The organism is Pseudoalteromonas marina, assembly GCF_000238335.3.
Lineage (GTDB): Bacteria > Pseudomonadota > Gammaproteobacteria > Enterobacterales > Alteromonadaceae > Pseudoalteromonas > Pseudoalteromonas marina.
Map to the genome: position 1 here is coordinate 1,553,130 of NZ_AHCB03000005.1, position 22,658 is coordinate 1,575,787.

22 protein-coding genes are annotated in these 22,658 nt (G+C 38.5%); 6 read left to right on the plus strand and 16 right to left on the minus strand.

Features of this window, described 5'->3' with window-relative positions:
• Positions 1-118 precede the first annotated feature (118 nt).
• Positions 119-1,852, plus strand: a complete 1,734-nt coding sequence (locus tag PMAN_RS07225) for an AMP-binding protein (protein WP_010557433.1) — start codon at positions 119-121, stop codon at positions 1,850-1,852.
• Positions 1,853-1,896: 44 nt separating this feature from the next.
• Here PMAN_RS07225 and PMAN_RS07230 read toward each other — a convergent pair whose 3' ends face one another.
• The 6 genes from PMAN_RS07230 to PMAN_RS07255 all read right to left on the minus strand — a co-directional run bounded on the left by PMAN_RS07230 (position 1,897) and on the right by PMAN_RS07255 (position 7,937).
• A complete protein-coding gene (locus PMAN_RS07230; RefSeq protein WP_010557434.1) occupies positions 1,897-2,979 on the minus strand; it encodes a GGDEF domain-containing protein in 1,083 nt (360 codons plus the stop codon).
• 228 nt (positions 2,980-3,207) lie between these two features.
• Complete coding sequence (locus PMAN_RS07235) at positions 3,208-3,669, minus strand: YehS family protein (RefSeq protein WP_010557435.1); 462 nt, start codon at positions 3,667-3,669, stop codon at positions 3,208-3,210.
• 106 nt (positions 3,670-3,775) lie between these two features.
• Positions 3,776-5,020, minus strand: coding sequence for a lipoprotein-releasing ABC transporter permease subunit (locus PMAN_RS07240; protein WP_010557436.1), 1,245 nt, complete (start codon positions 5,018-5,020; stop codon positions 3,776-3,778).
• On the minus strand, positions 5,010-5,708 hold the full coding sequence (lolD, locus tag PMAN_RS07245) for a lipoprotein-releasing ABC transporter ATP-binding protein LolD (protein WP_010557437.1): 699 nt from the start codon (positions 5,706-5,708) through the stop codon (positions 5,010-5,012). Before lolD ends, PMAN_RS07240 begins: the two co-directional genes overlap by 11 nt.
• A complete protein-coding gene (locus PMAN_RS07250; protein ID WP_010557438.1) occupies positions 5,701-6,927 on the minus strand; it encodes a lipoprotein-releasing ABC transporter permease subunit in 1,227 nt (408 codons plus the stop codon). The genes lolD and PMAN_RS07250 overlap by 8 nt, the downstream gene beginning before the upstream one ends.
• Positions 6,928-7,064: 137 nt before the next feature.
• Positions 7,065-7,937, minus strand: coding sequence for a LysR family transcriptional regulator (locus PMAN_RS07255; protein WP_010557439.1), 873 nt, complete (start codon positions 7,935-7,937; stop codon positions 7,065-7,067).
• Positions 7,938-8,068: 131 nt separating this feature from the next.
• On the opposite strand from PMAN_RS07255, the gene PMAN_RS07260 reads away from it, so the two are divergent.
• Together PMAN_RS07260 and fghA are read left to right on the plus strand one after the other, a co-directional pair.
• Positions 8,069-9,190 (plus strand): S-(hydroxymethyl)glutathione dehydrogenase/class III alcohol dehydrogenase, encoded by a 1,122-nt coding sequence (locus tag PMAN_RS07260; RefSeq protein WP_006794756.1) that lies wholly within the window; start codon positions 8,069-8,071, stop codon positions 9,188-9,190.
• A gap of 68 nt (positions 9,191-9,258) precedes the next feature.
• Complete coding sequence (fghA, locus tag PMAN_RS07265; RefSeq protein WP_010557440.1) at positions 9,259-10,101, plus strand: S-formylglutathione hydrolase; 843 nt, start codon at positions 9,259-9,261, stop codon at positions 10,099-10,101.
• Here the strand turns inward: fghA and PMAN_RS07270 are convergent.
• Positions 10,055-10,432, minus strand: a complete 378-nt coding sequence (locus PMAN_RS07270) for a hypothetical protein (RefSeq protein ID WP_010557441.1) — start codon at positions 10,430-10,432, stop codon at positions 10,055-10,057. The genes fghA and PMAN_RS07270 overlap by 47 nt on opposite strands.
• Positions 10,433-10,676: 244 nt before the next feature.
• Between PMAN_RS07270 and PMAN_RS07275 the strand changes: the two genes are divergently transcribed.
• On the plus strand, positions 10,677-11,093 hold the full coding sequence (locus tag PMAN_RS07275; protein WP_006794759.1) for an MgtC/SapB family protein: 417 nt from the start codon (positions 10,677-10,679) through the stop codon (positions 11,091-11,093).
• A 64-nt stretch (positions 11,094-11,157) separates the two neighbouring features.
• On the opposite strand, the gene PMAN_RS07280 is transcribed toward PMAN_RS07275, so the two are convergent.
• The gene (locus PMAN_RS07280) at positions 11,158-12,180 is read right to left on the minus strand and encodes an energy transducer TonB (RefSeq protein WP_010557442.1); all 1,023 of its coding nucleotides are present in this window, start codon (positions 12,178-12,180) and stop codon (positions 11,158-11,160) included.
• Positions 12,181-12,343: 163 nt separating this feature from the next.
• Complete coding sequence (locus PMAN_RS07285) at positions 12,344-14,251, minus strand: beta-ketoacyl synthase (RefSeq protein ID WP_010557443.1); 1,908 nt, start codon at positions 14,249-14,251, stop codon at positions 12,344-12,346.
• A 124-nt stretch (positions 14,252-14,375) separates the two neighbouring features.
• On the opposite strand from PMAN_RS07285, the gene PMAN_RS07290 reads away from it, so the two are divergent.
• On the plus strand, positions 14,376-15,386 hold the full coding sequence (locus tag PMAN_RS07290) for a GlxA family transcriptional regulator (protein ID WP_010557444.1): 1,011 nt from the start codon (positions 14,376-14,378) through the stop codon (positions 15,384-15,386).
• Between the two features lie 12 nt (positions 15,387-15,398).
• Here PMAN_RS07290 and PMAN_RS07295 read toward each other — a convergent pair whose 3' ends face one another.
• The 4 genes from PMAN_RS07295 to PMAN_RS07310 all read right to left on the minus strand — a co-directional run bounded on the left by PMAN_RS07295 (position 15,399) and on the right by PMAN_RS07310 (position 19,652).
• Positions 15,399-16,427, minus strand: coding sequence for a GGDEF domain-containing protein (locus PMAN_RS07295; RefSeq protein ID WP_010557445.1), 1,029 nt, complete (start codon positions 16,425-16,427; stop codon positions 15,399-15,401).
• Positions 16,428-16,615: 188 nt separating this feature from the next.
• A complete protein-coding gene (locus PMAN_RS07300) occupies positions 16,616-17,128 on the minus strand; it encodes an MgtC/SapB family protein (RefSeq protein ID WP_010557446.1) in 513 nt (170 codons plus the stop codon).
• 16 nt (positions 17,129-17,144) lie between these two features.
• Positions 17,145-18,254 carry a GNAT family N-acetyltransferase/peptidase C39 family protein gene (locus PMAN_RS07305; RefSeq protein WP_010557447.1) on the minus strand — a complete coding sequence of 370 codons (1,110 nt, stop codon included), beginning with the start codon at positions 18,252-18,254 and terminating at the stop codon, positions 17,145-17,147.
• 3 nt (positions 18,255-18,257) lie between these two features.
• Complete coding sequence (locus PMAN_RS07310; protein ID WP_010557448.1) at positions 18,258-19,652, minus strand: RimK family protein; 1,395 nt, start codon at positions 19,650-19,652, stop codon at positions 18,258-18,260.
• A gap of 317 nt (positions 19,653-19,969) precedes the next feature.
• Here PMAN_RS07310 and PMAN_RS07315 point away from each other — a divergent pair, with 317 nt between their 5' ends.
• Positions 19,970-20,308: a zinc ribbon domain-containing protein YjdM gene (locus PMAN_RS07315; RefSeq protein ID WP_010557449.1), complete on the plus strand. Its 339-nt coding sequence runs from the start codon at positions 19,970-19,972 to the stop codon at positions 20,306-20,308.
• Between the two features lie 68 nt (positions 20,309-20,376).
• On the opposite strand, the gene PMAN_RS07320 is transcribed toward PMAN_RS07315, so the two are convergent.
• The 3 genes from PMAN_RS07320 to PMAN_RS07330 all read right to left on the minus strand — a co-directional run bounded on the left by PMAN_RS07320 (position 20,377) and on the right by PMAN_RS07330 (position 22,637).
• Entirely contained in the window at positions 20,377-20,778 is a 402-nt protein-coding gene (locus tag PMAN_RS07320; RefSeq protein ID WP_010557450.1) for a hypothetical protein, read from the minus strand.
• A gap of 625 nt (positions 20,779-21,403) precedes the next feature.
• Positions 21,404-21,937 (minus strand): hypothetical protein, encoded by a 534-nt coding sequence (locus PMAN_RS07325; protein ID WP_010557452.1) that lies wholly within the window; start codon positions 21,935-21,937, stop codon positions 21,404-21,406.
• A 76-nt stretch (positions 21,938-22,013) separates the two neighbouring features.
• Complete coding sequence (locus tag PMAN_RS07330) at positions 22,014-22,637, minus strand: hypothetical protein (RefSeq protein WP_033035007.1); 624 nt, start codon at positions 22,635-22,637, stop codon at positions 22,014-22,016.
• Positions 22,638-22,658 lie beyond the last annotated feature (21 nt).

Consider the following 22,658-nt stretch of genomic DNA (forward strand, 5'->3'; position numbering starts at 1 on the left):
TTACTGGCTATATCTTTACTTATAATACATTAGTCTAACCACCCTTCTTTTTGTCGACAATGTGTGTTTATTTAGTTCCTAGTTTATGTAATACACACACATCGACACGGAGAAAAACATGCACACACTACATAAAACGGTTAAAGAAGTAGAAGTAATAAATTCACTACCGTTGTCCAAAAGCTATTTTAAAGGCTCACAAAATACACCTTTAACCAATAAAACCATTGGTGCCTACTTCGACTTCATTGTCGACAAAAACCCTAACTCGCTTGCGGTAGTGGTCAATCATCAAAACATTCGTTTAACATACAAAGAATTTCAAAAAGAGGTTAATCAACTCGCTATGGGGCTATTAGCCATCGGTGTTAAGCCAGGCGATCGGGTAGGAATATGGTCACCGAATAATATTCAGTGGTGCCTAACTCAATTTGCTACCGCAAAAATTGGTGCCATTATGGTTTGCATTAACCCAGCCTATCGGCCAAATGAGCTTCAATATGCATTAAATAGCGTTGAATGTTCAACACTCATTACCGCTTCACAATTTAAAGGCAGCAACTATATAGAAATGCTAAATAGTCTAGCGCCAGAACTTAAACATTGTGACAGTGGCAAGCTTTCAGCTAAAGCTCTTCCCAATCTTAAGAATGTAATTCGTATTGGTGATAATGTAAGCGCTGGCATGTTTTCGTTTTCCGATATTATGCGTATGGCAACGCCAGCTCATGAGCTTGAACTTAATGCTATTGCTGCAAATTTAAATGCCGATCAGGACATAAATATTCAATTTACTTCGGGCACAACAGGTAACCCAAAAGGCGCTACACTCACTCACAAAAACATATTAAATAATGCGCTTTTTGTTGGCGATTCTATGCATTTTACTGAGCACGACAAGCTTTGTATTCCAGTGCCTTTATATCATTGCTTTGGTATGGTTTTAGGTAGTCTGTTATGCGTTACTAAAGGTGCCGCAGCCATTTATCCGAGTGATTCGTTTGACGCCAAAACAACGCTTGATGTAATTGAACAAGAAGGTTGTACAGCATTGCACGGTGTTCCCACTATGTTTATTAGTCAACTTGAGCTCAGTACCTTTAATGAATATGACTTAAGGTCACTCAGAACCGGTGTTATGGCAGGCTCTACTTGCCCCGAACAAGTCATGCGAAAAGTCCAAACACAAATGAATATGCATCAGGTATTAATTGCCTATGGGCAAACTGAATGCAGCCCAATCAATAATATAACCGAAACTGATTCATCAATAGAGCGCCAAGTAACAACCGTTGGCCGTGCCCTTGCACATACTGAGGTTAAAATTATTGATGAACTGGGTAACATTCAAAAAATAGGTTTACCCGGTGAAGTATGCTCCAAAGGCGTAGGAACAATGCGCTGCTATTGGAATGACGAAGAAAAAACAAAAGCCACCATAGATAGTGACGGCTGGCTTCATTCAGGCGATTTAGGTGTTATGGATAGCGAAGGATTTGTGAGTATTGTTGGGCGAATTAAAGACATGATTATCCGTGGTGGTGAAAACGTTTACCCTCGAGAAATTGAAGAGGTGCTTTATACCTATCCAGGCATACAAGACGCCGCTGTATTTGGTATCAGCGATGAAAAATACGGTGAAGAAGTGTGTGCGTGGATCCAACCAAAAGAAGATACAACACTCGATGAACAAGCGATCCGTGCATTTTTACAAGACAAACTCGCCTACTTTAAAATGCCTCGGTATATTCGTTTTGTAGAGAGTTACCCTATGACAGTGACAGGCAAACTACAAAAGTTCAAAATGCGAGAACAAATGCAAGAAGTATTATCCAGTAAATTATTTTCATAATGTAAACTTGCCCAGCATGACACAATATAAATGTTGGGCCATTTTTATATGTAATCTTTAATTACTTTATTTTTACCTGTATTTTTTGCTTTGTACATCGCTTTATCGGCTACAGATAGCAATGCTTTAATGTCTGGACAAAGGGCGGAAAAATCAGCTACGACAACGCCAGCAGAAACAGTTACACGTTTAAATGTTGAGTATTCGTGACTTATCGTATTTGTAGCAAAGAGATTGGGTAAATCATCAAGCCAGTCTAAATTATTTTGATCTAAAATTTTAACTAAGATAAATTCTTCACCACCAAATCTAACAACGATATCTGCCTGGAGTTCTTTTAATCGGCTCGCAACATCAATGAGTATGTTATCGCCATCTAAATGCCCGTAATTATCGTTATATTTTTTAAAGTCATCGATATCAACCATAGCAAGCGCTAGCGACTGAGATGGCTTTATTTGATTCATTAAGCGTTTACATTCTGAGTCAAAACTGTGTCTATTATATAACCCCGTTAGTTGATCAATGTTTGCTTTTTGTGTTTCAACAAGCTCAGCTTCATATTGTTTACGTAAAAGTATATCCAGTTGATATTGAATACAAGCCATTACAATCACAATGCTAATGTAAAAGTAAAGGCTCCATATTATTGGCGTGGATGAAAACAAATGAACACTTAGAAGGCTTAACCCCGTAATTGTCCATAAAATAAGTTTATGGCCTAAATGAAGCATGGGTATTGCAGAAAAGGAAGCCACTACAAGCATTGGCCCTCCCTCGTTTAAATAACCATATAATCCAACAAAGGACCAAAATAAATACCCAAATAAAACACAAAATAAAACGCCATAAGCAAAACAACGATAATGTAAGTATTTTGCCTTTAATTTATTGTTTACATAAACCAATACAAACGACAAACAAACCATCGATAGTCTTAAAACATTAATGACAGAGTATAAAGATTGCTCATCATTCAACCACGAAAGAATAACCAAAATCGTTAAAAATAAAGCAGCTAAATACAAGGCTATATTAGCAAAGTGAACGGTGCTTTTATTAAGTTGATGCTGGAAGTCTTTTTCTTTGTCGGGTGGAAAATAAAATGTTGAGGGTATTAATTGCATTCTAAATTCCTTTTTGTATTTTCGTTACCTGGAAATAGCGAACTTAAAACGGATATGATTGTGTTTTTATGACACTTGGTTTTTAATGCACTTAGATTGGTTTAGCAAAGTTAACTTTTAAATATTATCGCTAAGTTAGATTAATTACAATCTTAGTAAACACTTATAATGACTGGCTTAAAAACGTTGTTTTTCACAACGTTTTTAAGCCAAAATAATTATTAGCAATTATTCAGGGCGGTGTTGTTGCTGTACACCGGTTAAAAATAAACGAAGTATTTGATCGTTACACACCCGGTAATGCTTGTTGTCTACTTTACGAGAAAACGCACTTAATTCGTGTTTGCTTAAATCAAAATCAACCAATGCAAGCGTGGCTATTACATCTTCAGCCTTCATGTTTAAAGCAATGCGTAACTTCATAAAAATAATATTATTATTGAGCTTACTCTCTGGTATTGGCTGTACACCCTCGCGTTTGCCTCGTTTGGTATTAATAAACCCGTTCAAAAAGGTAGCAAACTCAGTGTCTGAAATTTTAACAAACTCTTGCTCGCCCTCTTTTGTTAACCACGCAATGACTTGCTCTGTTGTTACTGTAGCCTCTGCCGCAGCAAAAATGCCAACCACGGCAGTATCTGTTAAATTAAAGGTATAGCGAAGACGGCGTAAAATATCGTTATTTGTCAAAGTGATTTCCTGAGTAAGGTTTTAAATAGATAAGCAATAGCGCCCACTATTAAATGAGCGCGTAGTTTAGCAGCTTTACAAACCCGCCCCTATTGTTTTAGTAAGGTTAATTACCCAGCACCTTTGCCGGATCGACTCGCGTAGCCTGCCATGCGGGATAAATAGTCGCAAAAATAGCAAGTACGAATGTTGCAATTACTGTAATGCCGATGTCTTCGAGCACAAGCTTACTAGGTAAAAATTCTATAAAATAAACCCCTTCAAGCGGATTAGCACCCATTAGCTGGCTCAGCCAAGCAAATAATTCACTTATGTTTAATGCTAATACAACACCAATGAACGAGCCAAGTAAGACACCCACAAACGCTTGCGTTAATCCCTGCATTACAAAGGTTGCTAAAATAGTGCTGTCTTTAGCGCCCATTGTTTTTAAAATTGCGATATTGCCTTCTTTTTCACGCACTTCCATTACAAGAGAAGACACAATATTAAAACTCGCAACAGCAATAATTAAAAACACAACAATATAAACAATGGTACGAACCATTTGTATATCTTGATATAAGCTACCTTGTGTTCTAAACCAACTAGAAATATAGACATAATCGCTAATGGTTTGACCTACATTAAGCGCTATTTGATGCGCTGAAAACACATCATCAACACTTAACCTTAAACCTGTAACTTGGGTTTCGTCGTAGCCAAGTGTTTGCTGCGCTTTGCTTAAATGTATAAAAGCAGCCGTGCTGTCAATTGGGCCGCCCATTTCAATAACACCTGCAAGGCTCAGGGTAACGCGTTTAGGTGCTAATAACTGACCACCTGCTTGCCCAACCTGAGGAATTAGCAAAGTAATATTGTCGCCCACTTTTGCGTCAAGTTGCTTTACTATTTGTTGGCCTAAAATAACCTCTTCAGAAGATAATTGGCTCACTAATTTACCTGTTCCAAACTGGTTAACTGCAGAAACATTGCCCTCATAAGAAGGGCTAACACCGCGTATTTCGACCGCTTTTAATTGGCTTTTATACTGCGCCATACCATTAACCGCGATAAATGGGGCTGCTCCCGTTACATGCGGCTGACTTTCTATATTAGCTACTTTTAGCTGCCAATTAGCAATAGGTCTGCTTGGTGCAACATATTCAACCTGAGGTACTACGCTTAGTAAACGATGGACTAATTGTTGTTCAAAGCCGTTAATTACTGAAAGGGCAACAATTAAAACAGCGACCCCCAATAAAATACCTATAGTAGACGCTTTAGCTATAAAACTAACAAACCCGTTTTTTTCGTCTTTATGACCTGAGTATGCTCTAAAACGTTTACTTAAAAATGCACTAAGCAACATATTGTGACTCTTTTACCGATAGTTTACCGTCATCTAAGTAAGCTATTTTACCTAGTTTATCAGCAAGCTCTAAATCATGAGTTACCACTACAAAGCTCGTGTTTAAACTCTGGTTTAGCTCATTTATTAAATCATAAATTTTAATCGCATTTTGCTTGTCTAAATTACCTGTTGGCTCATCAGCAAGAACCAACGCAGGTTTAGTAACCAAAGCACGGGCAATAGCAACTCGTTGACGTTCTCCTCCTGAAAGTGCAGAAGGTTTATGATCACTTCGATGTGCAAGACCCACTTTTTCAAGCATGTCGAGCGCCTGTACTTTTGCTTCTTTTGCCGTTAAGCCCTTTATTAACAAAGGCATTGCTACATTTTCTACAGCACTAAACTCCATCAATAAATGGTGAAACTGATAAATAAAACCTAAATTTTGGTTTCTAAAAGCTGCTTGTTCAGTACGAGATAACTTAGCAACTTCTTGGTTTTTAATTTTAGCAACACCTGCAGTGGCAGTATCAAGCGTACCGAGTATATGCAAAAGCGTACTTTTACCAGAACCAGAACTACCTACAATAGCAAGCATTTCACCTTGCTGTAGCGCTAAATCTACGCCCTTTAGCACTTCAACTTGGTTGTTGCCATCTTGGTATACTTTGCTTAAATTTTCACAACTAATTACTAAATTATTCATAACGCAACACCTCTGCTGGTTTTACTTTTGCGGCTTTGCGCGCAGGATATAAGGTAGCTAAAAAGCTCATAGCAATACTGGCAAACGCAATTATTACTAAACTAAGCACATCAAATTTCACAGGTAGTTCAATGCCAGCAAGTAGACTCAGGCCAACTAATTCAAGAAGCTCATTTATGTATAAACTCAGTAGCACCCCAAAAAAAGCGCCAATTAATGTTCCAATAACGCCATTGTAAAGACCTTGAACCATAAATACTTTTTGAACCTGCGATGGTGTAAGCCCAAGTGTTTGAAGTATCGCAACTTCCCCTTGTTTTTCACTCACCATCATTGTTAAGGCAGATACAATATTAAACACAGCCACCAGCACAATAAGTGCAAGTAACATGGACATGATCCGCTTTTCCATTGCTACTGCGGCAAATAACGTGCCCTGGCTGCTTCGCCAGTCTGAATAGTTGTAACCTTTTAATATAAGTTGGCTTGCGTCCGTAAATTCGTCCAATTCAAAGGGTTCAAAAAGTGACACACTTAAATTTGGGGCAACATTTTTATTTAACTTTAAAACACGCTGAAGCGATGGCCCACTTGTGAAAGCGAGTGCCATGTCTATTTCAGAGCCCGTTTCGTATATTGCTGCAACTTTAAATAAACGCTGGCTAGGCACACGCCCCAAAGGAGTATAAGTAGATGCATTTGGCATGATCACACGAAGTTTATCACCTAAACCAACACCTAACTTCCGACTCAAATAGCGGCTTATAGCAATGTTATAATTACTATTAAGTACTGTTTGCCAATTGCCTTGTACTATTTTCTCAGTAACTTTGTATAACGCACCGTTATTGTCATATAAACCTTGCAGTAATACACCGTGAAGATCTTTATTGGTTTGCAAAATAGCTTCGCCTTGGCGATACAAATTAACATGTTTCACATATGAAGATTTAGTGAGATCTGCCTTTAAACTCGTTATTTGCTCTGGGGTGTGCTGATCAGATTTAACCTCAATGTGCGGAATAAGGCCAAGCATATTAGTTTTTAAGCTATGCTCAAAACCATTCATTACACTGCTTACGGTAAATAAAGCCATTAAACCGATAGCAATGCCGGCAATAGAAAAAAAAGAAATAAACGATATAAACGATATAAACGCATTCCCTTTTGAGGAGCGGCTGTATCTAAGTCCTATAAATAAGCTAACCGGTTGAAACATATAATTTAAAACATTTATGCTAAAAGTGTGGGGCTATAGTAGCACGAACTAAGATGAATTGAATATGACCATAAATGTAAGAAATAATTTATAAATCTGAGACTTGGCTGATTTTTCAGCAATTCACTTATAGCAATTTATTCTTTAAGGCCAGCAACTAAATAGTCGAGTAATACACGTACATTGGTGGCTACAAACTGACGTGGTGGATAAACCCCCCACACACCTTCTTGCTTGGGTTGGTAAGACGTTAAAATAGGCACTAACTCACCACTATTAAGCTCATTATCTATGTAGTAATCAGGAAGTTGCACAATACCTAAGCCTTTTTTAGCACCATCAACAAGTGCCCAACCACTGTTGCAATGTAATCTACCAGCAATTTTAATGTGTTTTTCACGCTCATTTTCGTTTACACGCCAATAACTACTATTCCCTACTAAACACTGGTGGTTATGTAGCTCACCTAAGGTATGTGGCTCACCAAAGCGCCTTAAATAAGCAGGCGATGCACACATAATAAAGCGCCGTTCACTTAACCGTCGCGCTTTTAAGCTCGAATCTTTTAAATGGCCTAACCTTATTGCTAAATCAAACCCGCCGTCAAGTAAATCTTCTTGTTCGTTACTTAGGTTTGCAATAACTTCAACATCGGGGTGATCGTGCATAAAATTGTGCACAATAGGCATAATAAAAGTTTCGCCGAACATTACCGGGGCTGTTAGTTTAATTTTACCTTTTGGGGTTGTTTGATGTGATGCAAGGCCCTGCGTAGCATCGTCCATTGCATGCTGTAAGTGCTTTATTTGATGTAAAAATATCTCACCTTCTTTGGTGAGAACAACTTTTCGTGTGGTGCGCGTTAAAAGCTGGGTATTTAAACGTTGCTCAAGGGCGGTTACATGACGGCTAATATGCGCAACCGAAAGGCCCAATATCCTAGCTGCAGCAGTAAAGCTTCCTTCCTCACCGACTGCTATAAATTCGTCAATCCCATCCCAACGCGCCATTATTACCATACTGTAAAAGTGTTTTAATAAATAAGAGATTATCATTATATGAGAAACAAATACAATAGTCCCATCACCCAAACAAAATGGGTCTACAATTGATATTAAATAACACTACTAAGGATAAACACATGTCTGATTTTATTAAATCAAAAGCGGCGATTGCTTGGGGCCCTAACCAACCTTTAAGCGTTGAAGAAGTTGATGTAATGATGCCTAAAAAAGGCGAAGTAATGGTAAAAATTACTGCTACTGGTGTTTGTCATACCGATGCATTTACGTTATCAGGTGAAGATCCAGAAGGTATATTCCCAGCTATTTTAGGCCACGAAGGCGCAGGCGTTGTTTATGCCGTTGGCGAAGGTGTAACAAGTGTTGAAGTGGGGGATCATGTAATTCCACTTTATACCGCTGAATGTGGTGAGTGTAAAATGTGTACATCAGGCAAAACTAACCTTTGCTCTGCAGTACGCGAAACACAGGGTAAAGGTTTAATGCCAGACGGCACAACGCGCTTTTTTAAAGACGGCCAACCAATTTATCACTATATGGGTACGTCTACATTTTCTGAGTACACAGTACTTCCAGAAATTTCACTCGCCAAAGTAAACAAAGAAGCCTCTTTAGAAGAAATTTGTTTATTAGGGTGTGGTGTTACAACCGGTATGGGTGCTGTAACTAACACTGCTAAAGTAAAAGAAGGCGATACAGTCGCGATATTCGGCCTTGGCGGCATTGGTTTATCAGCCATTATTGGTGCAAAAATGGCGGGCGCGAGTCGTATTATTGGTGTAGACATTAATACCAGTAAATTTGACCTTGCTACTAAGCTTGGCGCAACCGACTTAATAAACCCTAAAGATTTCGACAAGCCAATTCAAGAAGTGATCGTTGAAATGACTGACGGCGGCGTTGATTACTCATTTGAATGTATTGGTAACGTTGATGTAATGCGCTCTGCCCTTGAGTGTTGTCATAAAGGTTGGGGGGAATCGGTAATTATTGGTGTAGCCGGTGCTGGCCAAGAAATTTCAACTCGTCCTTTCCAGCTTGTTACTGGTCGTGTATGGCGTGGTAGTGCATTTGGTGGCGTTAAAGGCCGCTCGCAACTTCCTGAAATAGTCGAGCGCTATATGGCAGGCGAATTTGCCTTAAACGACTTTATTACTCATACAATGAGCCTTGAAGAAATTAACGATGCATTTGATTTAATGCACGAAGGCAAGAGTATTCGTACTGTAATTCATTACTAATAAGCACTTAGTAAGCGACTTGATAAAAAGCCGTAATACTTGAACGTTTACGGCTTTTAAGGATTATTATGTTAGAGAATATCTCAAGTACAAAAGTAGCCGGTGGTTGGCATAAGCAATACACTCACGCTGCAACAAGTACCCATTGCACAATGCGTTTTGCGGTATTTTTACCACCAGGTGCAAGTGAAACAAACAAAGTCCCTGTGCTTTATTGGCTATCGGGTTTAACCTGTACCGACGAAAACTTTATGCAAAAAGCGGGCGCGTTTAAAAAAGCTGCTGAGCTGGGTATTGCAATAGTGGCACCGGATACAAGCCCGCGTGGCGATAACGTACCCAATGAAGATAGTTATGACTTTGCTCAAGGTGCTGGTTTTTATGTTAATGCTACGCAAGCGCCCTTCAACACACATTTTAATATGTACGACTATGTAGTTGATGAGCTACCAGCACTTATTGAACAGCATTTTCCGGTAACAAGTACTAAAGCCATTAGTGGTCATTCTATGGGTGGGCACGGTGCTTTGATGGTTGCTCTTAAAAACCCGCAAGCCTATGTAAGTACCTCTGCTTTTAGCCCAATAGTTAACCCAATAAATTGCCCATGGGGCACAAAAGCGTTTACTGGTTATTTAGGTGACAATAAATCACTTTGGGCACAATACGATACCTGCGAGCTTATGAAACTAGCAAAGCAGGACGACTACCTACCTATGCTAGTATCGCAAGGTGATGCCGATGGCTTTTTAGAGGAGCAACTTAAACCACAAAACCTAGTGGCTATCGCTCACGATAAGAGTTACCCGTTAACGCTTGAAATGCAAGAAGGTTACGATCACAGTTACTTCTTTATAAGTAGTTTTATTGACCAACACTTATTATTTCATAGTCAGTTTTTAACTGCGTAGCCTCGTTAGTGTGTAGTTCTGGCTTATTTAGTTCTACACACTCTTTTAAACTTTTACTCACCTTCCTACACACTTGGCGTTGTTGATCATTCTCCAAACTGACAAAGTTGATCAATGCAGAATCAATGTTTAAACCTAACTTTGTAAAAGAAAACCCTTCTCTATCTTTTGGAATGGGTTTGAATGGATCTTTGTAAGGGTCTGAACGAGCTTTGCTATTCATATTTTGATTTAATTTTTCGTTATTTTGAGCATGCCCATCTATTAAAACTCCGGCCACCGTGCAACCACTTAAGTACACACTTATTAATAGTGTTAGTAATAGCTTCATAATCCCCTCCTCTAAAAATATGTATTTATACTATACGTTTACAAAATTAAGACTGTAAAAAGTTGTAAAACCAATTTAAACACACCTATAAACACATTAAGTAAAAGTGATAAACCAATGTGTACATTTTACTAGATATGCTCTCAATTAACCTGGAATAAAAAACAACACATTGATTTTAAATGTTTTTATATTTGGCGCAGCAATTGCTTTTGTAAGTTAAGTTTTTTAATTGAGAATCGCAATGGAATTTGATTTACAGTGGAATGAAATCTTAGATAACTTAATTCATTTAGGTATTGCCTACGCCCTAGCCTTGCCAATGGCCTACGATAGAGAGCGAAGTAAAGACGGCGCTGGACTAAGAACATTTCCGTTAGTTGCAGTTGCATCGTGTGGCTACGCACTTATAGCCATGTCGGTACTAGACTCATCTGAAGCACAATCTAAAATGCTACAAGGAATAATAACAGGCATTGGTTTTATTGGTGGTGGCGCAATTTTGAAAAATAACCAGTCAACATCAGGTACTGCAACGGCAGCGAGTATATGGAATATGGGATTAATTGGTATTGCTGTGGCAAATAACCGATATGAAGTAGCCATTTTGCTAGCTATTATTAACTTTATAACGCTCAGGTATGTAAAAAAATTGAAGTAATATAGCTTAAGAATAAAAACCCCATTATATTGGGGTTTTTTATTAAGACTATTTTGTTAGCTATTTACAAAAAAGCATAACCACTTTGTTTTAAAGTGACAGTTTGTGCTTGGGCACTTTTAATTAATAACCCGCAACGTAAATCATCTTTTGAAATGACAATTTTATCAATAGCGCTTGTGTTGTAATTTACCACTTTATTTTCACAGCGCAGCTGAACCTTGCTTAGTGGCATTGTTGATTCAAGCAGTACCTCACTTTTAGACAGTAAAGGCATAACAGCTTGATCTGTCTCAATAGCTATTTGTTGGTTTATATCGCCTGAATTTTTATAAATATCATTAACTTGAGCTAGCAACTGCTGCTTGTTTTCATCTGTAAAAACAAAGGCTTTAATATTTCCTAGGGCTTCAATTGCATCATAAGCGCGCACATAGTCCTGTTTAGATATAAACCATTGCAAGGCATTTTTTACCACTCGCACTTTAATCTGATCAGGTAAATTATCTCTAAATAAAAATGCATTATTAATATGTTTATCAAAGCCAATCCAATCTTGGGTAAAGTAGCTATGCTGACTTTTTAGCCATGAAAGTAATACTATTTCAACAGTATTTTTAGCATGGTCGCGTTCTAGCTCTATTATTTTACTTTGCGCTTCATCTAATTTTTTTTCATTAATTAAATTACTTGCCGTTTCATAATCATTAAAAAAGCCATGCGTTGCTTTGTCGTTAGTGTACCCCAAGTGCAGGTTTTGAGAAGTCACTGTAATAAGCTTGGCACTAGGCACAGCTTTACCATCGACCTGAGCACTCTTGTAATTTAGTTTTGACACATACTCAACAACTTCTCTTTTGTATTTGTCTTGCCCGATAGATGCAACAATTTCAATATCACTAACTTGACCACTTTCATTCACAACATAACTACTTAAATTTAAGCCTTCAAAGCGTGACACACGAGAAGAGGTATTTGTTTGTTTATTGTAGTTGTCCTTAACAACTTCAGCTGGCACAAAATCTGCCATTACTGGCACACAAGTTAACGCAGGTAATATAGAAAGAGCTATAGAGAGTTTTTTCATTTGATTATCCATCCTAGAACGCAAAGTATCTATTATAGAAACAAACATTATAAAAAGATGCAAGCTTATATTTATAACTAACCAAAATTTAACTATAGACTAATAAACTCATAAATATAAAAAAGGCGCTTTATTAAGCGCCTTGGGTTTCAAGTATGTGTGCTTAAAACATATCTTGATAGGAGTTGGTTGTATTAAACGAAATTGCTTTATCAAAACCGGGAAGCTCTATTCCGTCCTCGCCAATTACAATGTCGTTATCGTCAATGGCGCCATCACCAAAACGGTATACTAATTCGTACTTACCAAGGTCAGCTTGCGCTTTATAGGTATTTTGCGCAGCAACAACGGATGTGTTTTTATCAGCGTAATCACTCATCGCTTTTTCACCATGGCGTTTAGCAAGCATTTGTAGTGTTACTTTAGCGCTTAGTACAGTAGCTGTGGCGTTATTACCGCCAAAACCTTTTGAGTTTATAAAGGCTATGTCCATGTCGCCACAATCGTAATGGTAGTTACGTATATCTAAGTGATCTGCATGAACATCGTCGGCCACTTTATCTATGGTAGTAATACCCGGCATAATATTATGGCTAAATACCCCCAGCGCAATAGCAAGCTGATCGCCACTGGCGGGGGCAATTGTATGACCAACATAGGCTTTTGGCGCCGTTACTTTCCAGCTATCAATGGCAAAGGTTTGTGCCACTTTATGGTAAATAAGAGATTCTGTTACTCTATTTTGCGGCGTGCTAGAACCATGCGCTAAAATAAAGCTACGCTTTTGGAGCGCCTCTTTACCTAATAAGCTTGTTGCCAGCGCTGCTGATTTTGCCATTGTAATGTAATTACCCGGACCCGGCGAGGTGATTGATTTTTTAATACCATCGGCATTTACAAATACATCAGGTACTGAGCCCATAATATCTGCACCTAGTTCAAGTGCTAACGCATCGTCCATTAAAATGGCCACTTGAGCGCCTTCACCTAATGTAAAACCACAGTTTTCACCGAATGGGCGGCTGCTTTTACGATAATTTGGCTCTTGTTCACTGCTTAAATTATCTAAACGGCGCAGGCCTTCAACATTAGCAAGGGCGCTCATATTACCAAAGCCTTCTACTACTTCAGGCGTAATAGCGCATTCAACACTTGCTACCACCGCAACACGGGTGCGCCCTGCTTGAATATCGTTTACTGCAGCGCGTAAGTTATATAAAAATGTGGCACATGCACCCGAAGTAGAAAACGTAGTACCTACATTACCTGTAACGTAGGCATTTATAAAATCAGTCGACATCGTGTTTAGGCCAAGTGCTAATTGCTTTGTACTAACACGATCGCCCTGCTGACGGGCTTTAACTAAACCACCCAATCCATTATCGTCCATTTGGCCAATAACCGAGGCTGAATAAGTGCCAATTTTATCTGGCTCTACGCTATTCATTATGCGTTGCCAGTCAAGACCAGTTGATTTAATAGCATCGTTTGCAGCAAATATGGTGGCTTGCAAACCGCGTGGCTGATAACGGCTGTTATACATAATTGATGGATCAAACCCGGTAGGAAACTGCCCCGCCGATTTAATTGGGTTATCACGGGTAGAATCAAGCTTTACATCTAGCTCTGCCGCTATAGTCACTTTTACCTTTTTACCTTCAAGCTCTTGTACTTTCCAACTGGCAGGTACTGGACTTGGTAAATCGCGTGCGCGAGTTTCAAATACAATCGCGTTTTCATCAGATGTCTTTAATGTCATTTTTTGCTGCCAAGGCGTGGCATCTGCATCAAAATGTTCTTTTTCGATTTTACGAATAAGTGTGCCAGCAATAATTTGCTCACCAAAGCGTGCTTCTATGTCGCTTTGCTCAACATTATTACCGTTTGTGTCATGTAATTGACCATCAACAACGCGTACTAAGTTCATTAATGTGGCGAGGCCTAAAAATGTTTCACTACGATCTTGTGCGTTTAATGCGTTTAACACGATACGGCGGTAACCTTGATGAAAAGAAGTACGGCCAGCGGCGTTAATACCACCCATGCCTACTATTACGGGTAATGCTGTCATAATTAACCTTTAAAACGTGTTATAGGAGAAGCAAACAGTTTAATTGGATTAACCACAGCACTTTGTGCTTTAATAGCCAAATATTCAGCATTAAAAGCCAAAAAGTACTGGTCGGAGCATTCATATGCATAAAAAATCAGTAAACCCGGCGTTAAATATTGCCATAGCAGTGTACCCGCATTTACTTATTACCAGTTTAACACTGCCTATTGAAATGCTAAGAGCCGGCGAAGCCTACGCAAAAGGCCACTTAGACCAAACTGACTTTAGACCGCTTAGTATAAATTTAATTGCTAAAAGTAATGAGCCAATAAAAAACCGTACTGGCCTTGCTATAGTCCCGGATTGCACTACTGCTAACGCACCGTATAACGATTTAATTATAGTCCCCGGCATATGGCGAAATCCTCGCCCTGTAGTACGTACTAATAAAGAAGTGGTTGAATGGCTACAAGAAAGCTTTGAAACTGGCAGCCATATAATTGGTGTAGGCACGGGTAATTGCCTAGTTGCAGAAGCGGGTTTACTTGATGGGCACCCTGCAACAACTCATTGGCATTACGCAAAACAATTTAGCCATGACTACCCGTTAGTGCGCTTAAAGCCCGACTTTTTTATAACCCAGTCTGAGCGCATGTATACGGTAGCAAGCTTAAATGCTCTTGCCGATGTGATCGTACATATTATTAGCCAATACTACGGCAAAGCCGCTGCGCAGCACGTAGAACGTAACTTTTCGCACGAAGTACGTAAACCCTACGAAGATCAGCGCTACCTTGAAGGCGCGGTTGACCGCCACCCAGATGAACTCATAGCGCAAATTCAGTTTTGGCTTAAAACTAATTTAGCCAGCGAGTTAAACTTACAGGAAGTAGCCGCCCAATTTAGTTTGAGCTACCGTACATTTACACGACGCTTTAAACTTGCAACTAATCAAAGCCCTATAGAATATTGGCAGCAATTACGGGTTGAAAGTGCTAAAGAGTTATTGGCGTCCTCTAATTTAACAATACAAGAAGTGGCACTTGAGGTTGGCTATAACGATCAAGGCCACTTAACTCGCGTGTTTAAAAAAGTGCTAAGCCAAACGCCAAGCGAGTACAGAAAAGTGGTTAGAAGAAAGCTATTTGGCTAACAAATACGCTTTTTAATTACCTAACATTGAATTATTTATACTACAAACAGCACAATTTCTTCCGTTATCTTTTGCTATGTATAAATAACCGTCAGCTGCTTTAAGTATTTTAGATAAATCAACAAACGAATCTGTAACCAGTTCCTCCAAACCAATACTTATTGTAATTTTTAAACTATTTTTCTCATAAGTAAAATGATGACTTTCAACCGTTTTAATTAAACACTTTATTAAGTCATAAGCGGCTTGTAGATCAGTGTTTATAACCACTACAAATTCCTCACCGCCCATTCTAAATACATTATCTTCTTTAAATTTTTCTACAAATAACTCAGTTAGTTGCGTTAAAACAGCATCACCTGCGTCGTGTCCATATTTATCGTTCACCTTTTTAAAAAAATCAATATCAATTAGTGCTATGCATAAAGGCTCATCAATAATTGTTTGTTTACTAAAGCGGCTTTGTAATGCACGTCTATTAAACGCTTTTGTTAACGGATCTCTTAGTGCCAAATTTAAAATTGTTTCTTGGTTAGAATACCTCATCGCTTCATAAATATGCGAAACGGTCCATATAGTCATATACGAAAGGCCTAAGTTAACAATTAAGTGCAAACTATTCGCACCACCTAAACTGAGGAAAGAATATAAAGGAATTACCGACGCAAACAGTAAGCAAAAGCTACTTATAAACCCGTGTTTTTTACCAAATAACAAATACGCCAAAATGGGAAATGTACAAATCCAATGCGTTATACCCTCATCTGTTTTTAAAATATAAACAGCTAAAAATACAACAAAAAAATAAGCATAGGCTACCGCCCATCTATGCCAAACCTTTGAGGCAGATATACACGTTTTGTAATACGTGTAAAAACAAAACACAGCGAGTAAAACTTCTATCGCTCCTAATATGTAAACCTTCGAAATAATTATATTTACGTAAGCTACAACAAGCGCAACTAGCGCTATTATTAAACTCATTCCTTGAAGAACTTTTATTCTTACCTCTTGTGTTTTATCGAATGAATGACGGTTCATAAAATCCTTTTATATTGCTAACTATTTGTTCATAAATATATTTATCAATATTAGATTAGATACAAGTAAATTAACAGCACGCATATGATTAGACTTTAATCGAAAAGTTATCCGCTGAATAATAGGCCAGTTATAATTTTAAAAACACAATGTACATTTAAGTCATAATAAAACAAAACGCCACTAAATTAGTGGCGTTTTGTATCGTTGAAGTCTTTTCGGTAGTAACGCTTTTGATAGCTTTTTACTCTAGTGTGGACGCCTTTACTTAAGCTTTTAAATTTTGCCTCAAGTACATCTACACCGTATAAAATACCAACCACCAGCACTGAAAGTTTAATAGCAGCAGCTAGATTATCGGTGGCTATCATTACGCCAATTGAGGCAAGCACCCAAATGGTTGCAGCTGAGGTAACCCCTACAACGGCTCCGTCTTTTGCAAGCATAACGCCTGCGCCTAAAAAGCCAATGCCTGTAATTATTTGCCCCACTACACGCGAATGATCAATTACATCCCCTTGTAAGTTAAACGCGGTCGATAAAAACAAATACGTGCCCAGCGTAATTAAAGCTGAGGTACGAATACCCACAGGTTTACCGCGTAACTGGCGCTCTAACCCAATTATGGCACCGCAAAAAGCGGCGGTGCCAATGGCCGCCCACGAATAAGGGGCTACATCAATTAAATCTAAAAAAGTCACTTTTAACGAAAACCTATTAACTATTAGCAATGGCCACTGCGGTTCTTAGCCGTTGGCCACCAAATGCTGACATTTTACTAAAATCACTGCGCGCTATAGGTACGTACTGGCAATCTATAGCGAGTTGTTTGTCGCTTCCTGGCTCGCAAAATGGGTCATGAACATACACGCAGTGCTCATCAAGGTGGGTAACGCAAACCCAATGAGGTGATTTTTTACCATCAAAACTGTATGTGCTAATTAATAACAGCACACTAAAGCCTTGGCTTAACCACTGTTCAATATGCTCAAGCTCAACATCTTCATGCACAAGCGGTATATTTGCTTGCGCCATACCCTCTACAAATTGTTGGTGTACTGTTGAAAGCACCACTTTTTTGTTTTCATTGCGTACGCCATCTAAAAACAAAGGCTCTGTGGTATTTACCATTACCTCGCTTTTAAAGCCGCGCTTATTAGCGGCAAGTGCTAAACCAAACGGATGGCAACCACCATGACCCGATGTCATAAAAATGGTGGTGCCTTCGCGCCAAAGAGCCAGCTCATGCGATTGGCTAAGCTCCGTTGTTGGCTCAAGTGCCCCCATTGCCATTAATAGCGCAGCAGGCCCACAGGTAAACTCGGTAGTTTGCTGATACCACGGCGTTAATCGCGATACTTTTAGCTCACTCGTTTGGCGAATATTTTTTTGCATTCGTAGTGCATCGCTGTGATCGTCATAATAATCGCTATATTGACCAAACACTCTGTAACCCAAGCTTTTGTATAGCCCTATCGCACTTTCGTTATTTACGGCCACTTCTAATCGTAAGTAAATTCGCCCACGCTCGCAGGTTTGTTTTTCAAGCGCAGCTAATAGCATTTTAGCAATGCCTTTACCTTGCATTGTGGGTTTTACAGCAAGCGAATATAAACGCGCCAAACGCGTGCCTTTATGACACCACACCAGCCCATAGCCGCACACTTGCTCGCCATTATCGGCAATTAGCAAAATACCGTGCTTAGCATTTAACCAGCGTTTTAAGCTACGCGGGCTCAATTTATCGTTATTAAAGCACGCGTTTTCAAGGTCTATTAGTGCGGTTAAATCACTGCTAAGTGCTTTTCGAATAACAAGGTTACTCATGTATTAGCCACGGCCTCGCGCTTCTAAGCGTTGTTTAAATTCATCCATAATGATCATGTATAGTTCGTCGCCTAAATAGCCATCTTCTACTTTGTGATCAATACTTGGATTGTCATTTACTTCAAGCACATATGCTTTGCCTAGATGTTCTTTAACGTCTACGCCATATAAGCCTTTGCCCACAGTTTTACATGCTTTTAAAGCGGCATCTAACACGGCTTTTGGTAACTCAAAGGTAGGTAGCGTTTCAAAGCCACCAGAGAAAAACCGTTTAGCATCATGATTATAAATTTGCCAATGGTTGCGCGCCATTAAGTAGCGGCACGCATAAATAGCGCGGCCATTTAATACACCTACTCGCCAATCGTATTCTGTGTACATGTATTCTTGTGCCAGTACCAATGCGCTATATTCAAACAGCTCGGTTAGTTTAGTTTCAAGCTCACTGCGGTTTGCAACTTTAAACACCCCTTTTGAGAACGACCCTTCAGGCATTTTTAAAACAAGCGGATACGTAAAAGCTTCTTCTAGCTGCTCAAACGTTTGCGCTGATTGATCAGCCACTACAACCGTTTTTAAACTGGGCACTTTTTGGTAATTAAACGCATCATGTAAATACACTTTATTACAACAACGTAAAATAGACTCAGCATCGTCAATTACTACTAAACCTAGGTTTTGCGCTTTGCTTGCAAGGCGATACGTTGGGTGATCAATCGCTGTCGTTTGGCGAATAAATAACGCATCAAACTGGGCAATATTGTCTATTTCATCAAAACTGAGTGCTTGTGCATTAATACCATGTTTAGCCGCTGCTTTTATAAAACGGGCAATGGCATCTTTATCACTCGGTGGTACTTTTTCGTTATGATCAACCAGTATTGCCATATCCCATCTAAAACGGCGCTGCACATTTCCAATGCGCCACTGTGTTTGGGTAAACGTATTTAGTTTTGCTACAAAATTGCTATATTGCTCCTCGTTTAAAGAGCTTAGCGAACCTTGCTGTAACAAACCTTGCTCATCTACAAATAAAATAGGCGCTGGGTATTGTTTAAATACCGATTTAGCCGCTTTACTTTGTAATTCGTTTAGCGCATTACCAAAGTAAATTTCGCCATCAATTTGCCCAACATTTAACATAGGTGCGTGGCCGCCTCGAAGCGCGTTTATTGTTTTTACACTGGGTAATACTTGGTGCTTACGAGCCTCTGCAAGCAATGAGCAATAGTAACCCTTACTCAAGTATTGGCTTGAGTCGCATAAATTAATAATGCGGGTTTTAGGTTCATTATGTTTTGGGTAATCACGCAAGTAACTATTAAACGTAATCACATTTTCGAAAGATTGAGCAAGTGTTTGCTCATTGTTATCAACCACTATTAAGGTTTTAAACACGACTTTTCCTAGTTATACCAATCGGTAGTAAGCCAAATATAAATGCGTGCGATCTTTAAATTATCGCACTATAAATAGAAACACCCATCGTACTAAGTGGGCATTGCGCGTATCACTTAATCCGATGGGTGCTTTAACAAATACCTACTGTAAGTGTTAGCGCCTAAATTGCTTAGGCGACATCTGCTTTATATGCCCTTTTTAAAAACCACACAAACGAGATATTTTTAGCGTAAAGATAAAAAATATTGATTAACTATATTTTCCTATTAATGCAGATTAAAATACGCAAAATTACTATTTTATGAGCGTTATAAATGTCACACCCAGCCTGCCCACAGTGCCAATCTGAATATGTTTACGAAGACCAGCAACTGCTTATTTGCCCTGAATGCGCCTATGAATGGAACCCAAATAACACAGGCAATGAAGACGCAATTTTAGTTAAAGATGCCAACGGCACCCTGCTTAATGATGGCGATAAAGTGACCATAGCCAAAGATTTAAAAATAAAAGGCAGCTCACAAGTTATTAAAATTGGCACCAAAGCGATTGTTAGGCGTGTGCTTGATAAAAAAGATCACGAGCTAGATTGTAAAGTAGATGGTATTGGCGAAATGATGGTAACAGCAAAGTTTGTGAAAAAGGCTAACTAGTTTAAGTACGTCGGATAAGTGGCGAGGCCATTCTGCATGTCTCGCCACAACGAACTAATTAGTTGATTTTAGAGAGTTGTTGGTGAACATTCGTTATCAACCGCTAAACCCAAGTCTATGTGAGCGACAATATAGCCATATTCCTTCTTTGACAATTTGCTAGTTTTATATTGTTCTTTTGCCGACTTATGGTTCCATGATTCACCACATTTTGACTCTGGAATTTGAAGTTCTAGGGTAAGTAGGTATTCCTTTTCTTTCTCTATGGAATACCCTTTTTTCACAGAGCTTTTCGCGCAGAGGCTAAGTGCATATTCAACCGCAAACTTATCTACGCTTGGTAAGCCAACAAATTCAACATCACACCCTAAAACACGTTCGCCAGAGGCCTTCGTGTAATAAAGCTTTCCTGTAGTGCAAGCTGATAATAAAAAGAGCATCGCGTATATTGATAAAAATCTATGAATCAAAGTACTTCCTTATTTACTATTGTCAAGCTCTGCAGGCATTCGAAGCTTAGCGAAAATTGGTTCGCTCAAACTATTTATTTAGACTGACACCCATCTTAATTTCAAAGTTTAGGTGACTGTCTAATTAATTATGTTTATGCAAACTAGGGTGACAAACACAATAACTGGCGCAAACAAACAAGCTAAAAAAATGTGACCTTTAGAATCTGTCTTGTACTCGTAGTTCTTTTTTACAAAAAAAGGGTATAGCCTAGCGCTCATGCTGATTTGAACGAAAATATGCAAAGTTAAGATTCTCAGAGAAAATTTCACTGGTAGCATTTCCATTAGATTCAACGTAAGCACAATCAAAATAGGTATAATAAGCAGAGTAAAGAAGACCTTGAAGCGGTTGCCCATAATCCAAATCGTAACGGAATTTCGCTCATCAACTTCTTGCTGAGAATTAAGGTGCCGACCACATTCTGAGCAAACGAATTGAGATAGAGGAAAAGAATCGAAGTTCCCACATTCACTACTCCCACAAACTTTAAATGTTCGGTGTTTCATATATCAACCTAAAACGCCGTTGTAACTGGCTTATAATATTTGGCTAAAACTTGTCAGGTACGGACAAAGCCAACTTTTATTTGTCCTGATTAATTTGCTTGTTAGCTCGAATATACTCTAGCCCCAATTCTTTTTTGCATATATCTACGCTCTCAAACTTTTCATCAGAATAAAATAGTGCACCAATTATCTTATTATTTTTTGGGTTAAAAGACACACTTAACGAATCAACTCCCTTCGTTTCATTGCGATTAATTTTTAAAGTCAAAGATGTTTCGTTTTCTGTGCGTTGCATTTTAACGTGTGTAATAGAAGAAACTTGGTAAAAAGCAGGATACAGAATTAAGGAAGAACTGAACGCGTTAATTAAGGCTTGTTTATCATTCCACTCCGGAATTGATTTCTGATACCTTTCCATTGCAGTTAAGTAATCATGATATTCATCTATTCGATCAGCAGAGTGATAACTTTTAGATAGGTTCTTAACGTCATAAATATAATTATTGATTTGAATAAGCTCATCACTTGAGCATACGTTAGCGAAACCCCCTGCTGTAAAAGTCGAACCTAGTAGCAAAACTAAATGACTAAGTTTCATATTTGAAAACATACGCCTCCCTTCAAGCTAACAGGCAAAATTAAATAAGCTAAAATCGAGCGAAGCGACGAGCTTATTTAATTTTGTCCTAATTTGGCGCCTTGTTAGACATTTTTAAACAATCGCTAACTAGCCGCTCTCGATTCGTTAATGTAAATCTATCTAAATGAAAAAAGTATTTACCTTCATCACCGGAGGTGATGACTAATTGATTATCAGTTAAATCTACATTCTTAAACTTCATGATTGAAGATGTTATTAGCCCTAACCTATGACACTTCATGCTTTTGTCTTGGTAATTAAAACTTACCTGCAAAGAACTGGAAAATTTATAAACTATATATACTAAACAAAAAACAAGCCAACTATCAAAAGGATTAACGTCAGCCCAAAATTCAGAACCAAGAAGGATGGCGAATAATAAATCTATAAATAGAGCTATTACGAGCCAAATAGCTACATATTTTATTAAAAGCTTAGCTTTGAATTTCTCAGAATAGTTAATTTGCTTACAATAGCCAGTTTCACAATCTTGAACCTTATAAAGAGTAAATATTGCAGCAAGAAATATTACAACTTGCACAACAATAAACCCAATAGCCGAACTATCCATTAAAATCGTACTATTGTTACGACCTACTAAGAAAACTCCACCAACATAGTCAGCAAAAAGAACGTAGAATAAAATATAAGTTCCAGTTTTTAACATCATTACTCAATTGAATGTATTGTT